Annotated in this window: 29 protein-coding genes; 19 read left to right on the top strand and 10 right to left on the bottom strand. The window is 64.7% G+C overall.

From position 1 onward, the window contains the following. Nucleotides 1-3: 3 nt before the first annotated feature. Together fghA and IEW49_RS10660 are read left to right on the top strand one after the other, a co-directional pair. Complete coding sequence (fghA, locus tag IEW49_RS10665; RefSeq protein WP_188642635.1) at nucleotides 4-852, top strand: S-formylglutathione hydrolase; 849 nt, start codon at nucleotides 4-6, stop codon at nucleotides 850-852. Continuing rightward, on the top strand, nucleotides 845-1,216 hold the full coding sequence (locus IEW49_RS10660) for a tRNA-binding protein (RefSeq protein WP_188642634.1): 372 nt from the start codon (nucleotides 845-847) through the stop codon (nucleotides 1,214-1,216). Before fghA ends, IEW49_RS10660 begins: the two co-directional genes overlap by 8 nt. A gap of 6 nt (nucleotides 1,217-1,222) precedes the next feature. Here IEW49_RS10660 and IEW49_RS10655 read toward each other — a convergent pair whose 3' ends face one another. Genes IEW49_RS10655 through IEW49_RS10645 form a run of 3 tightly spaced genes read right to left on the bottom strand, consistent with a single transcriptional unit; the run spans nucleotide 1,223 to nucleotide 3,953 of the window. Continuing rightward, nucleotides 1,223-2,035, bottom strand: coding sequence for a crotonase/enoyl-CoA hydratase family protein (locus IEW49_RS10655; protein WP_229658167.1), 813 nt, complete (start codon nucleotides 2,033-2,035; stop codon nucleotides 1,223-1,225). Continuing rightward, entirely contained in the window at nucleotides 2,016-2,714 is a 699-nt protein-coding gene (locus IEW49_RS10650) for a winged helix-turn-helix domain-containing protein (protein ID WP_188642632.1), read from the bottom strand. The genes IEW49_RS10655 and IEW49_RS10650 overlap by 20 nt, the downstream gene beginning before the upstream one ends. 60 nt (nucleotides 2,715-2,774) lie before the next feature. Beyond that, nucleotides 2,775-3,953 (bottom strand): LL-diaminopimelate aminotransferase, encoded by a 1,179-nt coding sequence (locus IEW49_RS10645; protein WP_188642631.1) that lies wholly within the window; start codon nucleotides 3,951-3,953, stop codon nucleotides 2,775-2,777. A gap of 96 nt (nucleotides 3,954-4,049) precedes the next feature. Here IEW49_RS10645 and IEW49_RS10640 point away from each other — a divergent pair, with 96 nt between their 5' ends. The 7 genes from IEW49_RS10640 (at nucleotide 4,050) to IEW49_RS10610 (ending at nucleotide 10,610) form a co-directional block, all read left to right on the top strand. Then, nucleotides 4,050-5,921, top strand: a complete 1,872-nt coding sequence (locus IEW49_RS10640; protein WP_188642630.1) for a PHA/PHB synthase family protein — start codon at nucleotides 4,050-4,052, stop codon at nucleotides 5,919-5,921. A gap of 132 nt (nucleotides 5,922-6,053) precedes the next feature. Beyond that, a complete protein-coding gene (locus IEW49_RS10635) occupies nucleotides 6,054-6,734 on the top strand; it encodes a phasin family protein (RefSeq protein WP_188642629.1) in 681 nt (226 codons plus the stop codon). 204 nt (nucleotides 6,735-6,938) lie between these two features. Then, entirely contained in the window at nucleotides 6,939-7,292 is a 354-nt protein-coding gene (gene clpS / locus IEW49_RS10630) for an ATP-dependent Clp protease adapter ClpS (RefSeq protein WP_188642628.1), read from the top strand. Nucleotides 7,293-7,376: 84 nt separating this feature from the next. Next, complete coding sequence (locus IEW49_RS10625; protein WP_188642627.1) at nucleotides 7,377-8,633, top strand: LptF/LptG family permease; 1,257 nt, start codon at nucleotides 7,377-7,379, stop codon at nucleotides 8,631-8,633. Continuing rightward, nucleotides 8,623-9,720 carry an LPS export ABC transporter permease LptG gene (gene lptG / locus IEW49_RS10620; protein WP_188642626.1) on the top strand — a complete coding sequence of 366 codons (1,098 nt, stop codon included), beginning with the start codon at nucleotides 8,623-8,625 and terminating at the stop codon, nucleotides 9,718-9,720. The genes IEW49_RS10625 and lptG overlap by 11 nt, the downstream gene beginning before the upstream one ends. Next, entirely contained in the window at nucleotides 9,717-10,235 is a 519-nt protein-coding gene (locus tag IEW49_RS10615; RefSeq protein WP_188642625.1) for a GNAT family N-acetyltransferase, read from the top strand. The genes lptG and IEW49_RS10615 overlap by 4 nt, the downstream gene beginning before the upstream one ends. 90 nt (nucleotides 10,236-10,325) lie before the next feature. Next, a complete protein-coding gene (locus tag IEW49_RS10610) occupies nucleotides 10,326-10,610 on the top strand; it encodes a hypothetical protein (protein ID WP_188642624.1) in 285 nt (94 codons plus the stop codon). Between the two features lie 59 nt (nucleotides 10,611-10,669). Here IEW49_RS10610 and IEW49_RS10605 read toward each other — a convergent pair whose 3' ends face one another. Continuing rightward, entirely contained in the window at nucleotides 10,670-11,740 is a 1,071-nt protein-coding gene (locus IEW49_RS10605) for a fatty acid desaturase family protein (protein WP_188643188.1), read from the bottom strand. 154 nt (nucleotides 11,741-11,894) lie between these two features. Between IEW49_RS10605 and IEW49_RS10600 the strand changes: the two genes are divergently transcribed. Together IEW49_RS10600 and IEW49_RS10595 are read left to right on the top strand one after the other, a co-directional pair. Then, nucleotides 11,895-13,049: a GNAT family N-acetyltransferase gene (locus IEW49_RS10600; RefSeq protein ID WP_188642623.1), complete on the top strand. Its 1,155-nt coding sequence runs from the start codon at nucleotides 11,895-11,897 to the stop codon at nucleotides 13,047-13,049. Nucleotides 13,050-13,139: 90 nt separating this feature from the next. Beyond that, nucleotides 13,140-13,583 carry a response regulator gene (locus IEW49_RS10595; protein ID WP_188642622.1) on the top strand — a complete coding sequence of 148 codons (444 nt, stop codon included), beginning with the start codon at nucleotides 13,140-13,142 and terminating at the stop codon, nucleotides 13,581-13,583. Nucleotides 13,584-13,825: 242 nt separating this feature from the next. Here the strand turns inward: IEW49_RS10595 and IEW49_RS10590 are convergent, their stop codons facing one another. After that, entirely contained in the window at nucleotides 13,826-14,599 is a 774-nt protein-coding gene (locus tag IEW49_RS10590) for a Crp/Fnr family transcriptional regulator (protein ID WP_188642621.1), read from the bottom strand. Between the two features lie 188 nt (nucleotides 14,600-14,787). On the opposite strand from IEW49_RS10590, the gene IEW49_RS10585 reads away from it, so the two are divergent. After that, nucleotides 14,788-15,573, top strand: coding sequence for a response regulator (locus tag IEW49_RS10585; protein ID WP_188642620.1), 786 nt, complete (start codon nucleotides 14,788-14,790; stop codon nucleotides 15,571-15,573). Between the two features lie 75 nt (nucleotides 15,574-15,648). On the opposite strand, the gene IEW49_RS10580 is transcribed toward IEW49_RS10585, so the two are convergent. Next, a complete protein-coding gene (locus tag IEW49_RS10580; RefSeq protein ID WP_188642619.1) occupies nucleotides 15,649-17,349 on the bottom strand; it encodes a CHASE domain-containing protein in 1,701 nt (566 codons plus the stop codon). Between the two features lie 210 nt (nucleotides 17,350-17,559). On the opposite strand from IEW49_RS10580, the gene IEW49_RS10575 reads away from it, so the two are divergent. The 4 genes from IEW49_RS10575 to IEW49_RS10560 all read left to right on the top strand — a co-directional run bounded on the left by IEW49_RS10575 (nucleotide 17,560) and on the right by IEW49_RS10560 (nucleotide 19,775). After that, the gene (locus IEW49_RS10575) at nucleotides 17,560-17,721 is read left to right on the top strand and encodes a NepR family anti-sigma factor (protein ID WP_188642618.1); all 162 of its coding nucleotides are present in this window, start codon (nucleotides 17,560-17,562) and stop codon (nucleotides 17,719-17,721) included. Then, a complete protein-coding gene (locus IEW49_RS10570) occupies nucleotides 17,718-18,320 on the top strand; it encodes a sigma-70 family RNA polymerase sigma factor (RefSeq protein ID WP_188642617.1) in 603 nt (200 codons plus the stop codon). The genes IEW49_RS10575 and IEW49_RS10570 overlap by 4 nt, the downstream gene beginning before the upstream one ends. 45 nt (nucleotides 18,321-18,365) lie before the next feature. Continuing rightward, nucleotides 18,366-18,503, top strand: a complete 138-nt coding sequence (locus IEW49_RS10565) for a hypothetical protein (RefSeq protein ID WP_188642616.1) — start codon at nucleotides 18,366-18,368, stop codon at nucleotides 18,501-18,503. A 78-nt stretch (nucleotides 18,504-18,581) separates the two neighbouring features. Next, on the top strand, nucleotides 18,582-19,775 hold the full coding sequence (locus tag IEW49_RS10560; RefSeq protein ID WP_188642615.1) for an AI-2E family transporter: 1,194 nt from the start codon (nucleotides 18,582-18,584) through the stop codon (nucleotides 19,773-19,775). A gap of 54 nt (nucleotides 19,776-19,829) precedes the next feature. On the opposite strand, the gene IEW49_RS10555 is transcribed toward IEW49_RS10560, so the two are convergent. Further along, complete coding sequence (locus IEW49_RS10555; RefSeq protein ID WP_188642614.1) at nucleotides 19,830-20,441, bottom strand: superoxide dismutase; 612 nt, start codon at nucleotides 20,439-20,441, stop codon at nucleotides 19,830-19,832. A 194-nt stretch (nucleotides 20,442-20,635) separates the two neighbouring features. Between IEW49_RS10555 and glmM the strand changes: the two genes are divergently transcribed. From glmM to thiD, 3 genes are all read left to right on the top strand, one after another. Further along, nucleotides 20,636-21,979, top strand: coding sequence for a phosphoglucosamine mutase (gene glmM, locus IEW49_RS10550; RefSeq protein WP_188642613.1), 1,344 nt, complete (start codon nucleotides 20,636-20,638; stop codon nucleotides 21,977-21,979). Beyond that, nucleotides 21,980-22,204 carry a DUF1272 domain-containing protein gene (locus tag IEW49_RS10545; protein ID WP_188642612.1) on the top strand — a complete coding sequence of 75 codons (225 nt, stop codon included), beginning with the start codon at nucleotides 21,980-21,982 and terminating at the stop codon, nucleotides 22,202-22,204. It abuts the gene before it with no gap. A gap of 99 nt (nucleotides 22,205-22,303) precedes the next feature. Continuing rightward, on the top strand, nucleotides 22,304-23,095 hold the full coding sequence (gene thiD, locus IEW49_RS10540) for a bifunctional hydroxymethylpyrimidine kinase/phosphomethylpyrimidine kinase (protein WP_188642611.1): 792 nt from the start codon (nucleotides 22,304-22,306) through the stop codon (nucleotides 23,093-23,095). Between the two features lie 50 nt (nucleotides 23,096-23,145). On the opposite strand, the gene IEW49_RS10535 is transcribed toward thiD, so the two are convergent. The 3 genes from IEW49_RS10535 to IEW49_RS10525 all read right to left on the bottom strand — a co-directional run bounded on the left by IEW49_RS10535 (nucleotide 23,146) and on the right by IEW49_RS10525 (nucleotide 25,685). Beyond that, nucleotides 23,146-23,610, bottom strand: a complete 465-nt coding sequence (locus IEW49_RS10535) for a hypothetical protein (protein ID WP_188642610.1) — start codon at nucleotides 23,608-23,610, stop codon at nucleotides 23,146-23,148. Between the two features lie 123 nt (nucleotides 23,611-23,733). After that, nucleotides 23,734-24,597, bottom strand: coding sequence for an energy transducer TonB (locus IEW49_RS10530; RefSeq protein WP_188642609.1), 864 nt, complete (start codon nucleotides 24,595-24,597; stop codon nucleotides 23,734-23,736). A 197-nt stretch (nucleotides 24,598-24,794) separates the two neighbouring features. After that, nucleotides 24,795-25,685, bottom strand: a complete 891-nt coding sequence (locus IEW49_RS10525) for an LOG family protein (RefSeq protein WP_188642608.1) — start codon at nucleotides 25,683-25,685, stop codon at nucleotides 24,795-24,797. Nucleotides 25,686-25,739: the final 54 nt, after the last annotated feature.

Genomic DNA, 25,739 nt, shown 5'->3' with positions numbered 1-25,739 from the left:
CGCGTGACGCTCGAAACCGTATCCGAGAACAAGGCGTTCGGCGGGACGCAAGGCGTATACAAGCACGCCTCAGCCGAGACCGGCACCGAGATGAGCTTCGCGGTCTACGTCCCGCCGCATGACAAGGGCGCAAGACTGCCGGTGCTGTGGTTTCTCTCGGGCCTCACCTGCACCCATGCGAACGTCATGGAGAAGGGCGAGTACCGTGCCGCTTGCGCCGAGCATGGCGTGATCCTCGTCGCGCCCGACACTTCACCGCGCGGCGACGATGTGCCCGACGCCAAGGACGAATACGATTTCGGCAAGGGCGCGGGCTTCTATGTCGATGCGACGCAGCAGCCATGGGCGAAGCACTATCGGATGCGCAGCTATACCGAGCGCGAGCTGCCCGGGCTGGTCGCGGCGAATTTCCCGGTCGACATGGATCGCCAGGGCATCACCGGGCACTCGATGGGCGGCCACGGCGCGCTGACCATCGGTCTGCGCAATTCCGAGCGCTTCCGTTCGGTCAGCGCCTTTGCCCCGATCTGCGCGCCTTCACAGGTGCCGTGGGGCGAAAAGGCGCTGGGCCGCTATCTCGGCGACGACCGCGCGGCGTGGCGCGAATACGATGCCGTCGCGCTTATCGAGGACGGCGCGCGCGTGCCCAAACTGCTGGTCGACCAGGGCACGGCGGACCAGTTCCTCGACGAACAGCTCAAGCCGGAGCTGCTGCGCGCGGCCTGCCAGGATGCCGAAATCGATGCCGAGGTGCGAATGCAGGAGGGCTACGACCACTCCTACTTCTTCATCTCGACCTTCATGGCCGAGCATGTCGCGTGGCATGCGGAGCGGCTGGCCAGCGATGCATAGCGAACACTATCCCGCCACGCCCGTGGCCGAGCGCATCGCGTTCGACGATTTCCTGAAGGTCGACATTCGGGTCGGCCGGATCGTCGAGGTCGAGGAATTCGCCGAGGCTCGCAATCCAGCCTACAAGCTCACCATCGATTTCGGTGCCGGGATCGGTCGCAAGCGATCGTCCGCCCAGATCACGGCACTATACGATCGTGACGAACTGGCCGGGAAACTCGTCGCCGCGGTGGTCAATTTCCCGCCCCGCCAGATCGCAACGATGATGTCCGAAGTCCTGACCTTGGGGTTCCCGGACGAACAGGGGCGCGTGGTGCTGTTTTCGCCGGATCGAGACGTTCCGCTGGGTGCGCGGCTCTTTTAGCGGCGCCTACGGATCCTCGAATTCGCCTTTCCGCTTCGCCATCTGGCTGGCGACGGCTTCCATCTGGTTCTTGGTCCCGATCAGCCGCTGCTGGCGGATCGATTCCTCCATCAGGATTTCGTCGGGCTTGAGGTCGAGATAGGTGCCGAACAGCCCATTGGCTTCGCGAATGGCGCTGGGATTGCGATCGACGATGGTGCGGGCGAGCTCGGTCGCGCGTTCGAGCGGCTCGTCCGCAAGCTCGGTGACGAGTCCCCAGTCCTGCGCCTGCACTCCGGTGAACTCCTCATAGGTGTAGACCAGCCGCCGTAGCACGTCGTCGCGCACCGTGCCGCGCCACAGCTGGAAACCGCCCATGTCGGGGATGATGCCCCATTTGAGCTCCATGATGGCCATCCGAGTTGCGGGATGCGCGACCCGGATGTCTGCGCCGCTGGCGATCTGCATGCCGCCGCCGAAACACACGCCGTGTAGCGCCGCCACTACCGGCATCGGCAGCTTGCGCCAGCCGACCGAGACCTCCTGGAACCTGTTGGCATTGCCGTAGGTGCGCTCGGTCAGCGGCGTCGGATCGTTCTGGCCGACCGTGGCCATGCTTGCGAGGTCGAGTCCGGCGCAGAACGCGCGACCTTCGCCCGACAGGACAACCGCGCGGATACCCCGCGCCTTGGACAGGGCGAGCTGCGCGCGGATGATGCTGTCGAACATCTCCGGGTCGAGCGCGTTCATCTTGTCGCCCCGCACCAGCCGGACCTGCGCGACGTGATCCTCGACCTCGATCGCAACGCGCTCATTGTTCTCATAGGACAGTTCGGTCACGCTCGCGCTCCTCGGCATCTGGATTGCCAGCCTTGTCGCGAAGGATGTCGGGCTCGTCCAGTGGGATCAGCCGATATCGTCCGGCGCGATCGGTCGCGAGCATCCCGGCGAGCCCATGGACGCGCAGCTTGGCGCGGAGACGGAAGGCGTGGACCGCAACGCTGTTGGTTTCGGGTTCGTGCCGGATGTCCCAGACTTCGCGCAAGAGGCGGTTCCGGCTGGCCCCGCGCGGCCCGAGTTCGGCCAGGTGCCATGCCATTTCGAATTCGCGCGGGTGCAGGCCGAGCCGGCGATGCCGTACGAAACCGTCGCGGCGCAGCAGGTCGAGCGTGAGCGCGCCAACGGATCGACAGCGCGAAACCTCTCCGGCGCGATCGAGCACGCGTCGCGCGCGGATCGCCAGTTCGTCGATTGCGGTGCCGGGCGCGAGCACGTCGCCGACGCCCAGCGCCAGCAGCCGGGCGCGCAGGCGCGGATCGGCGATATCGGTGACGAGCGTGTGTTTGATCGGCTGGGGCAGGAACCCGTGTTCGCGGTCGACGAGCCACAAGACCGGCTCTCCTGCGCGCTCCGCCTCCTCACACCCGATCCGGTGCCACCCTCGCCGTTCCAGGTCGTAGCCGCGCGGCAGGTGCCGCGGCGACTGCCAGCCGAACGCCCCCTTCGATGTCCTCCCCATGCAGCAGGGGAATGCCTCAATATTCGTGCAAAGGTAAGTCGAACCCGTTCGGCTTTGGACCTAACGGCGGGCGAGGAAGTCCTTGAGATTGCGGGCTGCCTGCCGAATACGCTGCTCGTTCTCGACCATCGCGATCCGCACGAAGCCTTCGCCCCGTTCGCCATAGCCGACCCCCGGTGCGACCGCGACCCTGGCTTCTTTCAGCAGCAGCTTCGAGAATTCGAGGCTGCCCATCTCGCGATAGGCTTCGGGGAGCGGCGCCCAGGCGAACATAGAGGCGGGTGGCGGGGGGATGTCCCAGCCGGCGCGGGCGAAGCTTTCGACCAGCACGTCGCGGCGCTTGTGGTAGATCGCGCGGGTCTGTTCGGCATATTCGTCGCCATGGTTGAGCGCCGCCGCGCTCGCGGCCTGGATCGGCGTGAAGGCGCCGTAATCGAGGTAGGACTTCACCCGCGTAAGCGCGGCGATCAGCTCGCGGTTGCCGACCGCGAAGCCCATCCGCCAGCCGGCCATCGAATAGGTTTTCGACAGCGAGGTGAACTCGACCGCGACGTCCTTTGCCCCCTTGGCCTGCATGATCGAGGGGGTCGGGTTGCCGTCGTAATAGAGTTCGGAATAGGCGAGGTCGGACAGCACCCAGACCTCGTTCTCGCGCGCCCAGTCGACCAGCCGCTGGTAGAACGCCGCATCGACCACCTCGGCGGTCGGGTTGGAAGGATAGTTGACCACCAGCACCTTGGGTCGCGGCACGGTATAGGCCATCGCCTGATCGAGTGCGCGCCAGTAATCCTCGCCCGGCGTGGTCGGTACCGCGCGGATGCTGGCGCCAGCGATCATGAAGCCGAAAGTGTGGATCGGGTAGGACGGATCGGGCGCGAGCACGACATCGCCCGGCGCAGTGATCGCGGTGGCGAGGCTGCCGAGCCCTTCCTTCGATCCGAGCGTCACGACGATCTCGCTTTCGGGATCGAGGTCGACTCCGAAGCGGCGCTTGTAATAACCCGCCTGCGCCTTGCGGAGGCCCGGAATGCCGCGCGATTGCGAATAGCCGTGCGCCGAGGGCTTGCGCGCGACCTCGCAGAGTTTGTCGATCACGAAGTCCGGCGGCGGACGATCGGGATTGCCCATGCCGAGATCGATCACGTCTTCGCCCGAGGCGCGCGCGGCATGGCGCATCGCGTTGACCTCGGCGATGACATAGGGCGGCAGGCGCCGGATGCGGTAGAAATCGTCGTCCATCGCATTGCCGATAATCGATCACGGTCCCGACCGGAACTGACTTTGTCGCGACGCACTATTTCTATAGGAACGCAGTCGAACGCGAACGGAGAACCCATGGCCCAGGACGAAAACAGCGACGATCCCATCGGCATGGGGCAGTTCGCCAAGCTGATGCAGTTCCAGGCCGAGGCCGCGCGCGAGATGTTCGGCCAGTTCCTCCCCGGCGCGGGGGCCGAACCCCCCAAGGTGCACGGCATGGAACACTGGCTGGCGCTCGGTCACCGGGTCAACGCGATGTGGGCCGATTTTCTCCAGCACCAGGCGAGCGAGGCGCAGGAACAGGCCCGTGGTTTCACTCCCGCCCAGTTCGCCGCGCTGATGCAGGGTTGGGCGGGTTCGATGCCCAAGGTCGACATGGATGCCCAGCAGAAGGCATGGGGCGAGGGCCTGCAATTGTGGGACAGCGTGATGAAGGGCTTCGCCGGCAAGCAGGGTGAGGAGCCCCCCGAACTGCCCCGCAAGGATCGCCGCTTCGCCGACCCGGCGTGGCGAGCGCACCCAGCCTACGCGTTATTGCATCAATTGTACCTCATGCTGAGCGAGTACTGGGTCTCCACCGCCGACAATATCGAGGGGCTCGATCCGGCCCAGCGGGAGAGCCTGCGATTCGCGACCCGCGCGATGACCGAGGCCATGAGCCCCGATCATTTCCTGATGACCAACCCGGTGGTGCTCGAGAAGACCATGGCAACCGGCGGCGAGAACCTCGTGAAGGGCCTCGAGAACCTGATCGCGGATCTCAAGAAGGGGCAGCTGACCCACACCGATCCCGATGCCTTTACGCTGGGCGAGAACATCGCGACCACGCCGGGCAAGGTCGTCCACCAGACCGATCTCTACCAGCTGATCCAGTATTCGCCTTCGACCGGCAAGGTGCTCGAGGTGCCGCTGGTGATCTTCCCGCCGTGGATCAACCGCTTCTACATCCTCGACCTGACCGCGAAGAAAAGCTTCATCAAATGGGCGGTCGACCAGGGCATCACAGTGTTCGTCGCGAGCTGGAAATCGGCCGACGAGAGCATGGCCGATGTGGTGTGGGACGATTACATCCGCGCGCAAATGGACGCGATCGACCATGTGCGCGCGCGGCTCGACGTGCCCGCGGTCCACACGATCGGCTATTGCGTCGCCGGGACCACGCTCGCCGCGACGCTGGCGATCCTCGCGCGGCGGGGCGAGGCCGAGAAAGTGAAGAGCGCGACTTTCTTCACCGCGCAGGTCGATTTCGAGAAATCGGGCGAATTGAAGAACTTCATCGACGACCAGCAGTTGGAGACGATCGCCAAGCTCAGTCCGCAGGGCTATCTCGACGGGCGCTACCTCGCCGCGACCTTCAACATGCTCCGCGGCAAGGATTTGATCTGGAACTACGTCGTCAACAACTACCTGCTGGGCGAGGACTATCCGGCCTTCGACCTGCTCCACTGGAACGGCGACGTCACCAACCTGCCGTCGAAATGGCACAACGACTATTTGCGCGACCTCTATCGCGACAACAAGCTGGTGGTGCCCGACGCGCTGAGCGCCGACGGCACGCCGATCGACCTGACCCGGATCGAGACTCCGGTCTACCTTCAGGCGGGTCGCGAGGATCACATCGCCCCGGCCGAAAGCGTGTGGCGCTTCACCCGGCACCTGAAGGGCGACAAGGCCTTCTTGCTCGCCGGATCGGGCCATATCGCGGGCGTGGTCAACCATCCTGATGCAGGCAAGTACCAGTACTGGCTCGGCGACAGCGAGGCCGACACTCTCGACGCCTATATCGCGGGCGCGAAGGAGCATCCGGGAAGCTGGTGGCCCCACTGGGTCGATTGGCTGCGCGGCATCGACGATGCCGAGGTCGATCCGGCCGGCAAGCGCAAGCCGGGCGGCAAGGGCGACGAAGTGATCGAGGATGCGCCCGGCAGCTACGTGAAGACGCGCTAGACCGTTTCGCACCTGCGATTGTGCACTGCACAAAAATCTTGACTTGATCGCGCGCACCCATTATTGTGCAGTGCAACAAAGACGTTCGGAATCCGTCCGGGCGTCGGGCAGATCCAAGTCAAGCGAGGCACTATGGCCGACCAGAATTCCAAAGCCGATGCGCCGGTTGCCGAAAAGGTGACCGAGGCCGTCGCGACCGACGTTCCGGCCAAGCCGGATATGAAGAAAATCGATGCCGCGGTCGAAGCGGCCTCGAAGCCGAAGCAGAAGCCCGCTGCGAAAAAGGCTGCGCCGAAAAAGGCGAAGACGCCCGCAGCGAAGAAGACCTTCCCCAAATCAACGAAGACCAAGGAGCCGAAAATGGCTACGAAGCAGACCAAGACCACCAAGAACACCGCGACGGACCAGGCCAAGGCCATGTTCGCCGACCTCTCGACCCGCGCGCAGGGTGCCTACGACAGGACCCGTGAATATGCCGGCGAAGCCGTCGAATTCTCGAAGGGCAACGTCGAAGCCGTCGTCGCCAGCGGGAAGATCCTCGCCGAAGGCGTGCAGGGCATGGCCAAGGGCGCGGTCGAAAACGGCCGTGAAGCCGTCTCGACCATGACCGCCGACGCCAAGGACTACGCCGCCGTGCGTAGCCCGAGCGAACTGGTCCAGCTCAACAGCAAGATCGCTTCGCGCAATTTCGACGCGATGGTCGCCCAGACCTCGAAGAACGTCGAAGCGTGGACCAAGCTGGCCACCGAAGCGTTCGCGCCGATCCAGGATCGTGTTTCGATCGCGGTCGAAAAGGCACGCAAGGTCGCCTGAGCGACCTGCTCCCCCGAGTTAGTGCGGCCCTTCCGGCGACTCCTCTCCCCGCCGGACGCTGCATGAACCGCAGGCCGGGTGGCGCACGCCATCCGGCCTGTTTGCGTTTCGGCAACACTTCGCCGCGATAGCAGTCCGTTAGGGCCGCGCCTTGAGGGCAGCCCCTTGTCTTTCTTCGCTTCGATAAGATATTCGCCACCGGTAATGATCGATCCCAGCACCATCCTGGCCGCGAGCAAGCCCCCGCAGGGGCCCGATACCGACGACGAAACCGGTATCGCGACCAAGACGCGCGCCAAGCCCAAGCGGCCGAGCCAGTTCAAGGTGCTGCTGTTGAACGACGATTACACCCCGATGGAATTCGTCGTGATGGTCCTGAAGCGCTTCTTCGGCATGGACATGGAAGAGGCGACGCGAGTCATGCTGCAGGTCCACCAGAAGGGCGTGGGCGTATGCGGGATCTACCCTTACGAGATTGCCGAGACCAAGGTGAACCAGGTGATGGATGCCGCTCGCCAGAACCAGCACCCGCTCCAGTGCACGCTCGAAAAGGCTTGATTGCGCGCACTAGCATAACTGGCAGGTGACGAACGCAGCCTGACGGATTAGGGAGGCGACATCATCCTCCAGCCGCCCGGAAGCGTGTTCACCTTCATTCCCGCCCTCGACCGCTATATCTTCCGGCTCGTGATCGTGCCGATGATCGGCGTGTTCGTGCTCGCGGCCTCGCTTCTGACGCTCGACAAGATGCTGCGGCTGTTCGATTTCGTCGCCAGCGAGGGCGGCCCGGTCGACATCGTGTTCAAGATGCTGGCCAATCTGATGCCCGAATATGCCGGGCTCGCGATCCCGCTCGGCGTATTGCTCGGCATCCTGCTGGCATTCCGCAAGCTCGCGGTAAGTTCCGAACTCGACACGATCCGGGCAGTCGGCCTGTCATATGGCCGACTGCTGCGCATGCCCTATGCGATCGCGCTGACCATGATGGCGGTGAACCTCGCCGTGGTTGGCTGGCTCCAGCCGCTGTCGCGCTATTATTACGAAGAGCTCGAATTCGAGCTCACGTCGGGCGCACTCGGCGCATCGATCAAGGTCGGCGAATTCGTCACGATCGAAGACAAGACGGCGCTGCGGATCGAACGCAGCGAGGAGGAAGGTCGTCGTCTGCTGGGGGTGTTCGCGCGGGTGAACAGCGAGGAAGGCGATCTCTCGATTTCCGCAGCGGAAGGGCGGTTTCTGCGGCTCGAGGAAAACCGGAACACGATCGTGCTGCGCCTGCGTGACGGGCAGATCATCCAGGAGGTCGAGGATGCCAGTCCGCGCGTGCTCAATTTCTCGCTCCACGACTTGCCGATCGATCTCCCCGCGCTCGAACGTTTCCGGGAGCGTGGTGGCGACGAGCTGGAATACGTGCTGCCGCAATTGCTCGAAATCGGTTGGAGCCCTACCACCGACAAGCAGACGCGGACCGAGATCCAGGCCAATTTCAGCTATCGCCTGGTCGAGGTGGTAATGATGATCTTCCTGCCACTGCTCGCGCTCTCGCTCGCGATCCCGCCGAAGCGATCGACCAGCGCGCTCGGCGTGTTCGTCGCGGTGGTCATGGTGGTCGCCTACCACAAGGTCAACGAGTGGGGCTGGGGAATCGCCGCGCTCGGGCGGGTCGATCCGCTGGTTGCGCTGTGGCTGCCCTGCGTGATCTTCGCCGCGCTGATCTGCTGGATGTACTATCGCACCGCCTTCGTGCCCGGCGCACAGGCGATCGACGGGCTCGAGGCCGTGTTCGCCAAGCTGGTAAAGTGGATCAAGTCGAAGTTCCGTCGCCGCCGCAGGTCCGAGGCGATGACGCGGCACGATGCGATCGCCGCCGAGCAGGAGGAGACTGGCCATGCAGTTTGATTTCTTCCCGTCGAAGACGTTGACGCTTTATCTCGCCCGGACCTTCGTGGTCCGCATCGCGGCGGTGCTGGTGATGCTGGTGCTGGTGCTCCAGGCACTCGACCTGCTGTCGCAAAGCTCGAAAGTGCTGGCCTACGAAGGCAACGGCCAGGGCGAGCTTCTGCGCTACATCGGCTATCGCATGCCGCAGTTGGTCGCGCGCTTCCTGCCCTATTCGGTGCTGCTGGCGACGATCATCACGCTGGCAACGTTCAACCAGAATTCCGAAGTCGTGGCGATGAAGGCGGCGGGGCTGTCCGCGCACCAGATTCTCGCCCCGTTGCTGCTGGCGGCGCTGGCGGTGTCGGTGATCAGCTTCGCCTTCAACGAGCGGATCGTGACGCGCTCCTCGGCCGCATTGTCGGCCTGGCAGGCCGAGGATTACGGCCCGGTGGCACCCGATTCCGATGTCCGCACCAATGTCTACCTGCGCGACGGGGACAACATCCTCTCGGCGCGCGTGCTGGCCGGTACGGGCGACGACATCCGCATGCGCGGCGTGCAATGGTATCGCCGCGATGCCGAGGGCCGCGTGACCGAGAAGATCAGCGCCCCCGCCGCGACCTATGCCAATCCGGGCTGGCTGCTCGACGATCCGGTGCGCTTCGATGTCGCCGCAGCACAGGAAATCCCGATCGACCCGGTGCGGATCGCCAAGGGTGTGTCGCCGCGCCAGGCCGAGCTCGGACGGATCGATCCCGACGCGCTGTCGCTCACCGATCTCGGCGGCGCGATCGGAGAGCTGTCCGATGCCGGACGGCGCACCGCCGAACTCGAAAGCAAGTGGTGGCACAAGCTGTCCGGGCCGCTCTCGGCCTTCCTCATGCCGCTGCTGGGGGCGATCGCGGCCTTCGGGCTCGCGCGGTCGGGCCAGCTATTCGTGCGCGCGATCATCGGCATGATGCTCGGCTTCGCCTATTTCGTGGTCGACAACGCCGCGCTGGCGATGGGCAATTTCGGGGCCTACCCGCCCTTCGTTGCGGCCTGGGCCCCGTTCCTGCTGTTCTTCCTGATCGGCGAGACGCTCCTCATCCGGACCGAGGAATGAACGACTGGTCGCTGCGTCTCGCTCGCCCCGGGGATGCGAGCCACTTTCCCGCGGTCGAGCACAGCGCGGCGCAGGCATTCGGCGAGATCGAGGGGCTCGAAACGCTGGTCGATGGCTGGTCGATACCCGAGGAGCGTCACCGGCTGCTGATCGCCAAGGGACACTGCCTGACCGCGCTGGTGGATGACCAGATCGCCGGCTTCGTTGCCGCCGAACGTTTCGGTCGCGCACTGCATCTGTGGGAAATGTCTGTTGCCAGCGATTTCCAGCGGCACGGCATCGGGTCCGGACTGGTGCGAGCCTGCGCGATCGATGCCGCGAATGCCGGCTGCCAGTGCCTGACGCTCACCACCTTCGCACAGGTCCCGTGGAACGCCCCCTTCTATGCCCGGCTCGGCTTCGAACGGATCGAGGATCTGGCCGCATGGCCGCGCCAGGCGCAGCTGCTGGAGGAGGAAAACGAAAGCTTCGGCAAGTCGCACGAACGGATCGCGATGGTGCGATTCCTAGATTGATCGTCGGGCCTTGCCTTTTTTTTGACATATTCCGGAACGGAAGTTGCCGGACGAGTGTTTTCCCACCGACGACCAAACAGGAGACCGTCGATGAAGAAAATTATCGCTGCCGCCACCGCGGCTTCGCTACTGTCGCTTGCCGCCTGCGCCGATGCCGACGAAGCGACCGAAACCGAAACCACCGTGGGCGAGGCCGAAACCGCGCCGATCGATTCCGGCGCCGTCGACACCGTGCAGACCCAGCCCGAAGTCGATGGCGACGGCGTGAGTGTCGGGGTGGACGAAAACGGCGTGCGCGCCGATGTCCGCGATGGCGACACCAGCGTTTCGGTCGATGCGGATGGCAACCCCTCCGCCGAGATCGAAGTCGAATAATAATCCGATTATGCAGGAGAGCGCCGTCCGGTCCTACCGGGCGGCGTTTTCTATGGATTCTAGGCGCGGCGGCTCATGGTCGCGCGCGACAGGCGGATCACCAGCGGGCGCAGCCCAGGATGGTTGGCGCCGTGATAAGTCGAATCCGCTTCAAGATTGGCCTTTAGCCGACGATGCGCCTCGCCCAGCGAATGATAGGGCATCGACGGCATCAAATGGTGCAGCGCGTGGTAGCGCAAGCCGACCGGCGCCCAGATCGCAGCCATCGGCGAGGGCGGCGGGACGTTGACAGAATCGAGATATTGCGCGGTCACCGTCATCGGTTCGCCCTCGTTCTCCCACAGATGCGCCACCAGCGTACGGACCTGGTTGAACACCGCTACGGTCGAGAAGATAGCCAGAGCGACGAGGAACGGTTTCCAGCCGAGCAGGGCGATGCTGGCGAGCAGGGCCCACGACCACAGCGTACCGCCCACTTCCTGCTTCAGCACGCGCGGCTTCAAATCGCCTTCGGGGGGGCGACGGCGGAAGTCCGGATTGATCGAAAGCGCCGAGAAGCGCTGCCACACGATCTCGCGCAGCTTCGGCACCACCAGGCTCAGGGGGTTGAGCACGGCGAAGCGGAGCAGCAAGGCCGGCGGCGCAAGCAGCGCGATCAGCACGAACAGCGGTAGCGACCACCACTTCATCCGCGCCAGGGGAAGGTATTCGGGATCTTCCTTGGTGCCGTAGCGCGTGCGGTTGTGGTGCAGCGTGTGGACGCCCTCATACATGAAGGAAGGGGTCAGCATCGGCACTCCGACCAGCCAGTTCCACGCGGTGCGGAAACCGGGCAGGGCATTGCGATGGATATGGCTCAATTCGTGGATGAACATCAGCGCGCGATAGATCGCCAGCACCGAGATCGCGGCGAGGCCGAGCGCGGCCCAGACATTCTCGACCAGGATCGCCCCGACCATCGCGCCGTAGCCGATGATCACGCAAGCGAGCATGTCGGGCCAGTAGATGCGTGGATTGGCCTCGCCGAGGTCCTTGGTCAGTTCGCGCGCAGCACGCAGCATGGCCTTGTCGTCGGCGATCCGGCCATCGGGCTTTCCATCGGGCAGGCGCGCACGCGCGATGTCGCGCATGCTGCGCTTCGCTAGGCCATCCTGGGCGAGGTTGGTGCTCTGTGTCGTTGCCATGTCTCGAAATCCGTCTTGCGCGGCGTAGCTTGCTGCTCCCTCGCTTGACAAGCAAGCCATCGCAAACACAGGGCTAACCCATGCTGAACGAGAGGGCTCGATGGCCGGTGAAATAAGCATCCAACCCGTATCCGGCAAGCGCGACCTCGCCGCCTTTATCGATTGCGCTTATCGCCTGAACGCATCGGATCCGAACTGGGTCGCGCCGTTGCGCAGCGAAATGCGCGAACTGCTGACGCCGGGGAAGAACCCGTTCTTCGACCATGCGCGGGTCCAATTCTTCCTCGCCCGCCGCGGCGGAGAGGTGGTCGGGCGCATCTCGGCTCATATCGATGAACTCGCACTCGCACAGCCGCCCGAACAGGGCATGGGGCCTGGTACCGGCAATTGGGGCCTGTTCGAAGCGGTGGACGAAGCGGTGGGAGTCGCCTTGATCCGCCGCGCCGAGCGATGGCTGCGCGAACAGGGCATGACCCGCGTGCTCGCTCCGCTGTCGATGTCGGTGTGGGAAGAGCCGGGCCTGCTGGTCAAGGGGCACGATCACGCACCGACGGTGATGATGGGGCACGACGATGCCCGCTACCAGGCCTGGATCGAAGGACTCGAATACCGCAGAGCCAAATCGCTGCTGACCTACGAGCTCGACATCACGCAGGATTTTCCGCCGCTGCTCCAGCGCATCATCGCCTCGGGCGAGCGCAACGAGAAGATCCGGATCCGCAAGGTCGACAAGCGGCACTTCGAGCGCGACGCGGCGATCATCATGGGCATCCTCAACGATGCGTGGTCGGACAATTGGGGCTTCGTGCCGTTCACCGAGGCCGAGATCGCCTATGCCGGCAAGAAGCTGAAGCCGCTGGTGTTCGAGGACCTGATCATGATCGCAGAACTCGAAGGCGAACCGGTGGCTTTCATGATGACTCTGCCCGACGCCAACGAGGCGATTGCGCCGCTCAAGGGGTCGTTGTGGCCGTTCGGTTGGCTCAAGATGCTGCGCTGGCTGCGCCGCCCGCGCGTCACGGCGATGCGCGTGCCGTTGATGGGCGTGCTCAAGCGCCTGCAGAGCTCGCGCATGGCGAGCCAGCTCGCCTTCATGATGATCGAATATATTCGCCGCAACTCGATCGCCAATTATGGCGCGACCCGCGGCGAGATCGGCTGGATCCTCGAGGACAACAAGGGCATGATCGCGATCGCAGAGGCGATCGACAGTTTCGTCAACCGCGAATACGTGATCTACGAAAAATCCCTCTAGGACCCGGGTTTGCGGGAACGAGGCTGGGTAGGGGGCGTTTGCAGAACCAGGCGGCAAGGACCGCTCCGGAACCGGGATTTGGGTCGCCACATGGGCAAGCAGGACAGCACCAGGAAGAAAGTCGATCTCGGCGCCGTCCTCGTCGTCGAGGACGATCCGGTGCTGGCGCTCAATCTCGAGGCGACGCTGACCGACCGCGGTGCGCGACAGGTGACGATTTCACCTACCACGCAGGATGCGCTCGAGGCGCTCGAGGAAAACAGTTTCGATGCGATCGTGCTCGACGTCCATCTCGCCGATCGAAGCGATGGATGGACGGTGGCCGAACTGGTCTCCGAGCTCGGTCCGCGCCCGCCTGTCTTCATCTTCGCCACCGGTGCGCCCGAAGCGATCCCCGCCGAAGTCGCGGAACTCGGCATCGTGCTTGAAAAGCCCTACGATGCGCAGGAGCTTGTCGACGCGATCGAGCGCCAGCGCAAGACGGGCGGCGGTGTGCTCGCAAGACTGCGCGAAGTGATCGCCCGCCGCCGCTGAATGGCGCCACTGCCGCTCAGGCTGGCGCATGCGACCCGTTCGCCTCCCCGATTTGACTGGATTCAGCCGAAAAAAAGGCCTCCATTCGAACGAATGGAGGCCTTTCGGGATCGTATCACCAGCCGCTTGGACGGGAGGGGGGGTCTCGGCGGTGACAGTGATTTAATGAGCGAGCAGAAAAGGGGTTCCCGCCGCCGCGAATTTTTTGCCAGAAATTTCGATCGGCCTTGGATATGAGGCGGTTAGAGGAACGGGCGCGGCTTGTCGTCGAGACCGTCAAACTTCGCGTAATCGCACGCCGCCTCCATGTCCTCGATCGTGATGCCATCGCCGTCCCAGTGCAGCAGGTTGGACTGGCGCAGCGCCTGCATCGTGCGGTTGGTGTGAACCAGCGACAGGCCCAACATGTCGGCGATCTGACGCTGGGTGATGGGGATCTCGAGCCGGGCCCTGCCATTGGCCTCGGCCAGACCGGTCATGATCCCGCGCTGCACCAGGTACAGTGCCAGATAGGCCACGCGTTCGTGCGCGTTGCGTTTGCCGAGCGCGACGAGATGGCTTTCGAGCGCCGATTCCTCTTTCGCCGCGAGCCAGATCACGTCGTAGGAAAAGCGCGGAAAGCGCGTGACGAGGTCGGTGAAGCGTTCGCGCGGGAAGACGCACAGCCGACAGTCGGTAAGCGCCTCCACCGAGTGTTCCATGTCCTGGTCGATCGCCGCCTGGAGCCCGACGAGGTCTCCGGGGAACATGAAATTCACGATCTGGCGGCTGCCGTCTTCCAGCTTGACCTGCCGGATCATGATACCGTCGAGCAGGGTGTAGATATGCGGGCTGGGCGCGCCCTGGTTGAGCAGCGCGCCGCTGCGCGTCAGCGATAACTCGCCTTCCTTGAATTCCTGGAGATAACGGACGCTTTCGGCATCGTGCGGGCGCAGGCCTTCGCACTGATCGAGCGGACACTCTCTACACGCGACCCAGTGATTTCGGTCCGAACGGATCGAATGCGAATTCGCCAATTGCCCCCTCCTTCGAGGATTCGTCACAGACAATAGGCCGCAAAAGGTCAAGCAAATTCAGAGACCCGGTCCGGATGGCGGCAAAGACCTTTCCCTGCGCAGCGCTATTCGCTACCCGGCGGGAACGCCGAAGGCCAAGGTGCGTTCAGACGGCGGACCAGAAAAGCCCGGGAAGGGAATTACCGAATATGTCGATTGGCGAAGAAATTGCCGCACACCTGCCGTACCTGCGTCGTTATGCCCGTGCCCTGACGGGGTCGCAGGCGACCGGCGACGCCTTCGTGCGCGCCACGCTTGAGGCCGCACTTTCAGACGATCATCTGCGCGATTCGCTCAGCGGCGGTCGCGTCCCGCTCTACCGCGCCTTCAACAAGGTCTGGGCGAGCGCCTATATCGATGCCGGAGAGGAAGGTGGCGCGGGCGAGCCGGCCAATGCCGCGCATTCGAGCCTATCCGCCGCCACCCCGGTCAGCCGCCAGGCCCTGCTGCTCACCACGCTGGAGGATTTCTCCGACGAGGAAGCGGCCGAGATCATGGAAATGGACGAAGCGGACGTGCGTCGCCTCGTTCAGGAAGCGATCGAGGAAATCGACCGGGAGAGCGCAACCAGCGTGCTGATCATCGAGGACGAGCCGCTGATCTCGATGCAGCTCGAAGACCTGGTCAAGAATCTCGGCCATGAGATCTGCGGCACCGCCGCCACGCGCACCCAGGCGCAGGAAGTGGTCGCAGAAAAGCGGCCCGGCCTCGTGCTCGCCGACATCCAGCTGGCCGATGGCAGCTCGGGCCTCGATGCGGTCGACGATATCCTCGCGCTGGGCGACGTGCCGGTGATCTTCATCACCGCCTATCCCGAGCGACTGCTCACCGGCGACCGTCCCGAGCCGACCTATCTCGTGACCAAGCCGTTCAAGGAATCGACCGTTCGCGCGGCGATCAGCCAAGCGCTGTTCTTCAACGCCAACGACGACTGACGTCGAAGCAGGAAAAGTAAGCCGAAACGGTCGGTGCGCGGATCGCGCGCCGGCCGTTTTCTTTGCGCAACAGGTTTATGCTTCTTCGGGGGGCTTGGGCATGCGCGGCGCGCGCAGCCCGAATTCGGCCGGGGTGCGAACCGGGACGGTAAGCGTGCACCGAACCCCGCGGGCTTCGAATTGCAGGTCGACCGGATTGCGCAATTCGTGCGCGACGATCTTGCTGATCAGCTCGGTCCCGAAGCCGCTGCCACGCTTGTCGTCGGGGGCCACTTCGGGCCCGCCCGACTCGCGCCATTTCACCCGCACGAGGTCCTGCGCGACCAGTTCCCAAGTCACGTCCAGTTCTCCGTCGTGCACGCTCAGCGAACCGTATTTGGAGGCGTTGGTCGCCAGCTCGTGGATCGCGAGCCCGAGCGACAATGCATCGTTCGGGGCCAGTTCCACCTCGGGTCCGTCGAGCCGGACCTGCATGTCGTGACCCTGGCGATAGGGCGCGATTTCGGCTTCGATCACCGACCCCACCGGAGTCGTACCCCAATCGGATTGGGTAAGCAGGTCGTGGGTCGCCGACAGCGCGCGGATGCGCCCGCCCAGGCTGTCGGCGAAATCGTCGAGATCATCGGCCCGGCGACGCGTAAGCGAAATGATCGAGAGTACGTTGGCGAGCGTGTTCTTGACCCGGTGGTTGAGTTCTCGCGTGAGAGTGTCGCGGATCGCGTTCTGCTCCTGCAACCAGACCAGCGCCTCGCGGTCTTCGGTAGCCTGCGCGGTGAGCAGGCGGGTGATCGCGACGATCATGATCGAGGCGAGCAAGCCGAACAGCAGCGTCGCGAGGGCAAGATTGGACAGGCGACCCGCCGCGGGCTGGGCGATGGCGATGTCCCAATCGCGGCCTGAAACGTTGATCGTCTCGCTCGCGAGTTGCACCCCGCCGCCTTCAATCGTGGTTCCACCCCTTGCGAGTTCGATGCGCTCTTCGCCCTCGGCGTCGTAGACCTCGACCGACAGGTTTTGCAGCGATTCGGCGGCGATCGCGTCCTCGAGGAAACCACGCGCCTCGAACGGGCTAAACACGAAACCGCGCAGCGCCCGAAAACCGAACTCGTCGTCGAATACCGGCATCACCAGCATGAAGCCGGTGCGTTGGTCGCCCTCGGGCGTGTTGCCGAGATTGATCGGGCCGCTGGCGGTCGAGCGCCCGGTGCGCTCGGCATGGTCGAGCGCTGCGGCGATCGCCGGGTCGGAGGAAAGGTCGTAGCCGACCAGCGCCCGATTGCCGAGCGTTGCCGGATTGACGAAGCGGACCGGCACGATGAAGTCGCGCGTGGCATCGGCATCGCGATCGAGCATGAAGTTGGAGCGCCCCGCTTCGCGCATCTGCTCCTCGAATTGCTCGATCTCGGTAATTGCCACCCGCGGGGCCCAGCCGATGCCGACGACCCCGCGATAGCGGGCATCTTCGCGCATTTCGGTGAAGAAGGTTTCGAAGGCGGGCGCATCGAGATCGTCCTCGCTGGCGACGAATGCCGCCCCCGCGCGCAGATAGGCGACCGCCGTCAAGGATTGCGATTCAAGCCGCGAGCCGAGCGTCTCGGCAATCTGCGTCGTCTGCGCCGCGACCCGCTCGTCCTCGCTCCGTTCGATCGCGTAGACCGCCATCAGCGTGATCGCGAGGATGATGATGAACATCCCGATCGGCGCCGCGCGTGGATAGCGCACGTACCAGCGCGCTGCGCGCCGGCTACGTTGGTTCTTGGGGTAGGACTCAGCCATCGATTTTGATTATTCGGCCTTTCGCCCTCACATCGCACGCCCAGCCCGGCCTTTTCGGGCATACAGTCACTTGCGGGAACCGCGAACCTTGCATTTCGTTCCGACAGCGCGCACCGAAGGTGACACGTAAGGCAGGCGCTTCGGCGATGCCACGGCGGGTGGACGGTTTTCGCCCGCGAAAATGGATCAAGGACGGATAACAGCCACATTATGGCCCCCAAGGACAAGACACCGGACAAGTCCGGCACCCCGCGCAAGAAACAGCCCGACTGGGCCCGTGGCTTGCGCGATCTTTACGACGACGTGGTGGACGAACCGCTGCCGCCGAGTTTCAAGGACCTCCTCGACAAGCTGGACGCACCCAAGAAATGAGCAAGCGCTCAGCCGAAGACGCGGCCGCGTTCAAGCGCGAGCTGGAAGCCGTCATTCCGCACCTGCGCGCATTCGCGCGCGGCCTTTGCGGGCGCCCCGACATGGCCGACGATCTCGTGCAGGAAGCGCTGATGAAGGCGTGGGCAGCGCAGGAGCGGTTCGAACCGGGCACGTCGATGCGGGCCTGGACCTTCGTGATCCTCAGGAACGCCTATCTCACCGATATGCGGCGCAACCGCTTCCGCGGCGAATATGACGACAATGTCGCCGAGCGTATCCTGACCGCCCCGGCGGGCCAGGAGGATCCGCTCCACCTGTCCGACATGCATCGCGCGCTGTTGACGCTCCCGCCCGAGCGGCGCGAGGCGCTGTTGCTGGTCGGCGCGGGTGGCTTTTCCTACGAGGAGGCGGCCGAAATCTGCGGCTGCGCGATCGGCACGATCAAGAGCCGGGTCGGTCGTGCGCGCGCGGCACTCAATTCGATGTTGGCCGATGGCGACATCCCAAAGCGTTCGCTCGACGATGCCGGTGCGCACCGCGCGATCCTCGAAGAGCTCGACGATGTCGCGGCGGGAGACGGGGTCACCGGCGGGAACTGAGTTTCGGTGTCGGTCATTTTCTGCTCACCAGCATCGGTGAGAGGCATGATGACGAAAGAGGATGAAACGAGCCCCCGCGCGCCCCAGCCGGCCGAGACGACTATCCCGCAATTGCTCGAACAGGCCGGCGCCGTTCTCGATACGGCCAAGAGCAGGCGGACGCGGCGGCGCAAGCCCAATTAAGCGCTTGTAACGCCTGTCCGCGCCGCGCATTGATGGGCGCGCGCGATCCCCGCGCGAACCGAGGAGCCCTGGCGCATAATGGCCGACGAACCGGCGGACCCGATTGCGGAAGACAAGGCCGCGCCTGCGACCGGCACGCCGCCGACGCGGCGCCTGCTCGCCGAACAGGAATTGCGGCTGATCTCGGCGCTGGTCCTGATGCTCGGCATCGGGCTGTTCCTCGCACTTCCGTTCGTGCTGTCGATCGGCTCGGTGGTCTTTCTCCCGGTTACCACCGCGATCATCCTCACGATCATTCTTTCGCCGCTGGCCGACCGGCTGAGCGGTTGGGGGGTGCCGAACATCCTGTCCTCGCTGCTCGCGGTGATGATCTTTCTTGCGCTGCTGGTGGCGGCATTGCTGACGATCCTCCAGCCGGCGCTCGACCTGATCGACACGCTTCCGGCCTTCCTTGCCCGGGTAGGGGAACGGATCATGCAGCTGCGCGGCACCTTCGCCTGGATGGCCGACGCGGCCGCCCAGCTCGAACGCGTGCTCGGCAGTTCGGACGATCGGCAGGTGGTCGTGGCGAGCCCCTCGCTGATCCAGCAACTTGCGCTTGCCACGCCATCGGTGGTGGTCGAAACGCTGGTCACTTTCCTGATGGCGTTCTTCATGATCGAGGCGCGCGGGCGCTGGCGGCGTCAATTGCTGCTCGGTCGCAGCGATTACGGCGCGAGCCTCAAGGCCGCGCGCGTGCTGCGCGAGGTGCAGGACCGGGTGGCGCAATACTTCGCCACCGTCGCGACGATCAATTTTGCGGTCGGCGTGATCGTCGCGCTGGGGGCCTGGGCGCTGGGGATGACCGCGCCGCTGATGTGGGGCGGGTTGGCAGCGCTGCTCAATTTCCTGCCCTATCTCGGCCCGCTGGCGATGACCGTCTTCCTGACGCTCTACGGCCTTTCGACCGACGGCAACATCCTGATCGCGCTGATCCCAGCCTTTGCCTATGTCGGGCTGCACACGGTCGAGGCCAATGCGGTCACGCCATCGGTGCTCGGCGTGCGCTTCACGATCAATCCGGTGATCATCCTGATCGCGATCAGCTATTTCGCGTGGATCTGGGGCGTGGTCGGGGCGCTGCTGTCGGTGCCGATCGTGATCACGCTGAAGGCGCTGTTCCAGCATATCGGAAAGCCCAACCTGCTGGGCTTCGCATTCGGCGAGACGTTGTTCCCCAACGCCCCGGCCGAGCCCGCGCCCGAACCGCGGCCGGACAGGCCCCCCGCATAGGAACGGCGCGCCGCCCGGATGGGCGACGCGCCGTTCATCAAGCGTTGCGCCGGATCAGCCGGGGTAGGCCCAGGTGCTGCCGCGCGCGAGGTTGTCGGCAGCGAAATCCCAGTTGAGGTGGTTGTCGACCACCGCGTCGAGATAGCTCGGGCGCGCGTTCTGGTGGTCGAGGTAATAGGCGTGTTCCCACAGGTCGATCACGAGCAGCGGGTTCTTGTCGCCATCGGCGATCGTGTCAGCATCGTGGCTGTCGACGACTTCGAGCTTGCCGCCATTGTCGACCAGCCAGACCCAGCCGCTGGCGAAGTGGCCGGCGCCCTTTTCCTTGAGCGTCTTCTTGAGCTCCTCGAGCGAACCGAAGGCGTCGTCGATCTTCGCCTTCAGGTCGCCGCTCGGGCCGTCGGTCGAAGGGGTGAGCGAGTGCCAGTAGAAGCCGTGGTTCCAGGTCTGGGCCGAGTTGTTGAACAGGCCCTGGTCGCTGCCGCGCGCGGCCGAGATGACCTCGATCAGGCTCTTGCCGTCATGGGCCGTGCCTTCGATCGCGGCGTTGGTCTTGTCGACATAGGCCTTGTGGTGCTTGCCGTGGTGATAGGAAAAGGTCTCCGCCGAAATCGCGGGGTCGAGCGCGTCGTCGGCAAAGGGCAGGGGGATAAGGTCGAAAGCCATGAGATCTCCGTCTCTTTAGTCTTGTGTGGGTCGCGGGATTCCGGGTCGGGCGCGCGCATTCGCGCCCGCCTTCACGCTACCAACGCATGAAGTGGCTCACGGTTGCAAGCGCGATTTTTCGCACCCCGTGACTTTGCCCGCGAAACCGAGCATGTAGCGGCGCAGATCGAACGAACGACAGGCAAGCAGGCACGATGGCACGACAATATTTCGGCACCGACGGGATTCGCGGCCGGATCAATGCGGACAAGATGACCGCCGACATGGCGATGCGCGTGGGGCAGGCGGCGGGGTGCCACTTCCTGCGCGGCGATCACCGGCACCGGGTCGTGATCGGCAAGGACACGCGGCTGTCGGGCTACATGATGGAAAGCGCGATGGTCGCCGGCTTCACCAGCGTCGGGATGGACGTGGTGATGACGGGGCCGCTGCCGACCCCGGCGATCGCGATGCTGACGCGCGAGATGCGCGCCGACCTGGGCGTGATGATTTCGGCCAGCCACAACCCCTACGAAGACAACGGTATCAAGCTGTTCGGCCCCGACGGGTTCAAGCTCTCGGACGAGGACGAGGCGGCGATCGAGGCCCTGCTCGCCAGCGGTTGCCAGCTGGCCGATGCGCCCGATGTCGGTCGTGCGCGGCGGATCGACGATGCGCGGGGGCGCTACATCCACGCGGTCAAGCAATCGCTGTCGAACGATATCCGGCTCGACGGGCTCAAGATCGCTGTCGATTGCGCGAACGGGGCGGCGTACCAGGTCGCGCCCTCGGCGTTCTGGGAACTCGGCGCGCAGGTCGTGACGCTGGGCACCAATCCCAACGGCAAGAACATCAACCACAATGTCGGCTCGACCCATCTCGAGGCGATCCAGTCCGCCACGGTGGCGGCGAACGCCGATATCGGGATCGCGCTCGACGGCGATGCCGACCGGCTGATCGTGGTCGACGAGAAGGGCGAGAAGGTCGATGGCGACCAGATCATGGCGCTGATCGGCAGCCAGTGGGCCGCCGACGGGCGCCTGCGCGGCGGCGGCGTGGTGGCGACGGTGATGTCCAATCTCGGGCTCGAACGCTTCCTCCAAGGCAAGGGGCTCGACCTCGTGCGGACCAAGGTCGGCGATCGCCACGTGCTCGAGACGATGAAGGCCAAGGGCTACAATGTCGGCGGCGAGCAGTCGGGCCACATGATCCTGCTCGATCATGCCACCACCGGCGACGGCACGGTCGCGGCGCTGCAGGTGCTCGCGGCGCTGGTGAAGTCGGGCAAGCCGGCGAGCGAGCTGCTGCACCTGTTCGATCCCGTGCCGCAGGTGCTCAAGAACGTCCGGTACCCCTCGGGCAGCGCGCCGCTCGAAGCCGACAGCGTGAAGCGCGCGATCGCCGAGGGCGAAGGCCGCTTCGGCGACAAGGGCCGGGTCGTGATCCGTCCCTCGGGCACCGAGCCGGTGATCCGCGTGATGGCCGAAGGCGACGATGCCGACACGGTCGAGGACGTGGTCGATACGATCTGCGGCGCGGTCGAGAAGGCGGCGGGCTGAATGCTGGAGCTGAGACCGGATTGCGAGCGCTGCGGGGCCGACCTGCCGGCGCATCTGGGAGGGGCGTTCATCTGCAGCTTCGAATGCACCTTCTGCGCGCAATGCGCCGAGGCGCTCGACGAGCAATGCCCCAATTGCGGCGGCGAACTGCTCGACCGCCCCACCCGCGCGCCGGACTTGCTGGCGAAGTACCCGGCCAGCACCGAGCGGCGTCACAAGACATGACTTCGCACCGATCTCGTCTTTCCCGCGCAGGCGGGAATCGAGGGCGGCGTGGCGCAAGGCCACCCAGGGTCCCCGCCTGCGCGGGGATGACAATCTAGGATGGCCAGCAAACCTCCTCCCCGCATCCTGATCGTCGCCGGCTCGGACTCTTCGGGCGGCGCCGGCATCCAGGCCGATATCAAGACCGTCACCATGCTCGGCGGCTATGCGATGACCGCGGTGACCGCGCTGACCGCGCAGAACACGCAAGGGGTGCGCGACGTCGCGCCGTCCTCGCCCGACTTCGTGCGCGCGCAGATCGCGGCCTGTATCGAGGATATCGGGGTCGATGCGGTCAAGATCGGCATGCTCGGCGGGGCGGCGATCGCCAGCGCCGTGGCCGAGGAGATGGACAAGCTCGCCGTGCCGATCGTGTTCGATCCGGTGATGGTCGCGACCAGCGGCGCGGCGCTGGCCGACGAGGGCACGATCGCAGCCTTTGCCCGGCTGATGGAGCTCGCCACGGTCACGACGCCCAACCTGCCCGAGCTGGCCGCGCTGACCGGCATGTCGCCCGGCAATTCGGTCGCGGTGGCCGAGGCGGCGCAGGTGCTGCGCGACCGGCATGGCTGCGCGGTGCTCGCCAAGGGCGGGCACGGCGAGGGCGAGCGGCTGCAGGACATCCTTGTGACCGCCGACAAGGCCGCGAGCTTCGACGACGAGCGGATCGACACGCGCCACACGCACGGGACGGGCTGCACGCTGTCGAGTGCGATCGCGACGCTGCTCGGCCACGGCCAGTCGCTCGAACACGCGGTGCGCCTCGGCCGCCAGTTCACCCGCAAGGCGATCCTCGCCGCGCCGGGTTTCGGCAAGGGCAATGGCCCGCTCGGTCACCAGGGCGTGCGCTGAAAGGGAGTGCCGGTGGACCACCGACCGGGGGGGGGTGCAAAACTCCCCGCTCACCGGTTTGCGCTCCCGCGCGCGACCGCCTCGCACAGCGCATCGTGCCGTCGCAAGACCCGTAAAAGCGCGGAATTGTCGGGCCTGCGGCGGATCGCGGTGAGCTTTCCGGCATAGAGCACGGGCTGGACAAGGCCCGTTTCGACCCGCTCCATCAGCGTTGGATTCGTAACCTTCCGCCAATCGGTCTTGGGCCGCGCCATCTTCCCCATGCCGGGCAGTGCGAAGATATGATCCCATGCGCAGGCAAAGCTCTCCGCCCCCGCGCGCCGTCGCAAGCGATAGGCACTCATCCGCGACATCCCGACGCGACGCGCGGCGGCGGTCACCGATCCGGTGAGGTAGAGCTCGGCCAGGAAGGCGCATTGCCGCACTTCGCTCCACCCGTCGCGCCGCTGACGCAGCGGCACGGGCCGAAAGAACGGCGGCTTGCGCCGGGCGCGATGGGCGGGCGATCGAGGCATAAGCCGAAGCTATGTCGGGCGCGAACGTGTAGGAAAGTCGTTTCGAGTAAATGGCCGCTATTGGGTGGAAAGCGGACTTTCGCTCAGTGACGCGTATTGCTTCGAGTTGACTGGCGCGATGCGCTATTCCGCAAGGCGAATACTCGGAACCTCGATTGTCAACGTGGACGCGATCGGCTTGGCGGCCCGATCAGTGGCGGGCGAATAGCTGGCGCGAGAGAAGATTCTGCAGACCCCTTCATCCACCGTCGCACTGCCCCCGGATTTCACGACGCGGCATTCCTTCGGGCGTCCGTCGACATTCACGTCCACAGCAATGGTCATGGGTGGGACCTGCGTAATTCCTGCCCGAAGAAGTCGCCCCCCCTCGTAAAGAAACAGGTTGTATATCGAACTGCGCAACTGCGCCTTTCTATTTTCTTCCGGACGTTTCGCGACCGTGCCTGACTTCGCCTGCGTGGCAGGCGGCGCTTTCGCCTGACACGCGCGCAACGCTTTCAGGGTAGCGAAAACCGGCGAAAGATCGATTTGTGCAGTGCGCTGATAAGTTACGCTGCGACTATTGTTGACGCTGCTGCCCTCGACCCGCGTTTCGGTCCACCGTGCGGTATACCGCCCGGCCGAGACGAGGAGCGTGCCGAGCTGGCTATCGGTAAGGTTCGCTTCGACATCAACGAGTAGATTGCCACCGCCGAAAGGCATCATCCTGACCTTCCCGGAAATCGGTGGCGTCGACCCTCTAGCGGCCGCAAAGCTCAGATTTTCGTGTTTGGCGTATGCGTGGCTTTTCTGCCCTGTGTCGAAAGACCGGATCGTAAACCGGGTGGAGCCGTTGGCGCCCCGCACCGCCTCGACATTCAAATTTCCGATTAAGCCACTTGTCGAGCATTGCCCCACGGAATTGATCGGCAAGACCTGCTGCGCCTTGACGGGGGAGCCTGAGAAAAGCGCCAGTGCAATGAGCAACAGGCCGGAATAACGCAACATCCCGAATTCCCTCATGATTCGAGAGACGGATATTATCTGATCCTTTGGAATTGGAAAGGATATCTTGAAGGCGCCCCATACCATGATCTTACACAAAATCTGGCTACAGATCGGTCAACCGTCTGCTCTTTGGGAGACTGTTCGACAGACGTCGTATCAGGTCCTAGTTCTAATCTGGGGGCAAGCCGACCCGCCTTCTACCCTTCGATCCCGTAAAACTCCGCAATCGCGGTCCAGGCCTCGTCCGCCGTCTCGCACCAGGTGATCAGGTCGAGGTCCTTCTTCGAGATCGTGCCCTCGTCGGCCAGCGCGTCGAGGTCGACCACGCGGTTCCAGAACTCCTTGCCGAACAGGATGATCGGCATCGGCTTCATCTTGCCGGTCTGCACCAGCGTGAGCAGTTCGAAGAATTCGTCGAACGTGCCGAAGCCGCCGGGGAACACCGCCACCGCCTTGGCGCGCAGCAGAAAGTGCATCTTGCGCAGCGCGAAATAGTGGAAGTTCAATGAGAGATACGGCGTCACATAGGGGTTGGGCGCCTGTTCGTGCGGCAGGATGATGTTGAGCCCGATGCTTTCCGCGCCGGCATCGCTCGCGCCCTTGTTCGCCGCCTCCATGATCGAGGGCCCGCCGCCGCTGGTGATCACGAACTGGCGCTTGCCGTCCTCGATGATCGCCTTTTCGCTGACCATCTTCGCGAGCTGGTAGGCCTCGGCGTAATACTTGCTCTTCTTGACGAGGTTCTCGACCACGCGGCGCTCGTCCTCGGGCAGGTCCTTGGCGCCGTCGAGCGCTTCCTGCGCCGCCTCGGGCGGGGGGATGCGGGCCGAGCCGTACATCACCAGCGTGGAGCCCACGCCGGCTTCGTCGAGCAGCATTTCCGGCTTCAGCAGCTCGAGCTGGAAGCGCACCGGGCGCAATTCCTCGCGCAGCAGGAAATCGGTGTCGCGGAAGGCGAGGCGATAGGCCGGGTGGCGCGTCTGCGGCGTGCCGTGCGGCGCCTTGTCTGCGAATTCGGCCTCCTGCGAGGCGTGGTAGAACTTGCTGTCGTCCGCGATATCGGACTTGTTCTTCTTGTCGTCTGTCATGCCACTTGCCCTAGGCAGCGCACGCCCGGGCCGCAAGCGTGCTTGAGCGCGTCA

This window comes from Pseudoblastomonas marina (assembly GCF_014641655.1).
In the GTDB taxonomy this organism is placed as follows: Bacteria; Pseudomonadota; Alphaproteobacteria; order Sphingomonadales; family Sphingomonadaceae; genus Alteriqipengyuania_A; species Alteriqipengyuania_A marina.
The sequence above is the reverse complement of the archived record's forward strand: the minus strand, read 5'-3'. Positions and strand labels throughout refer to the sequence as shown.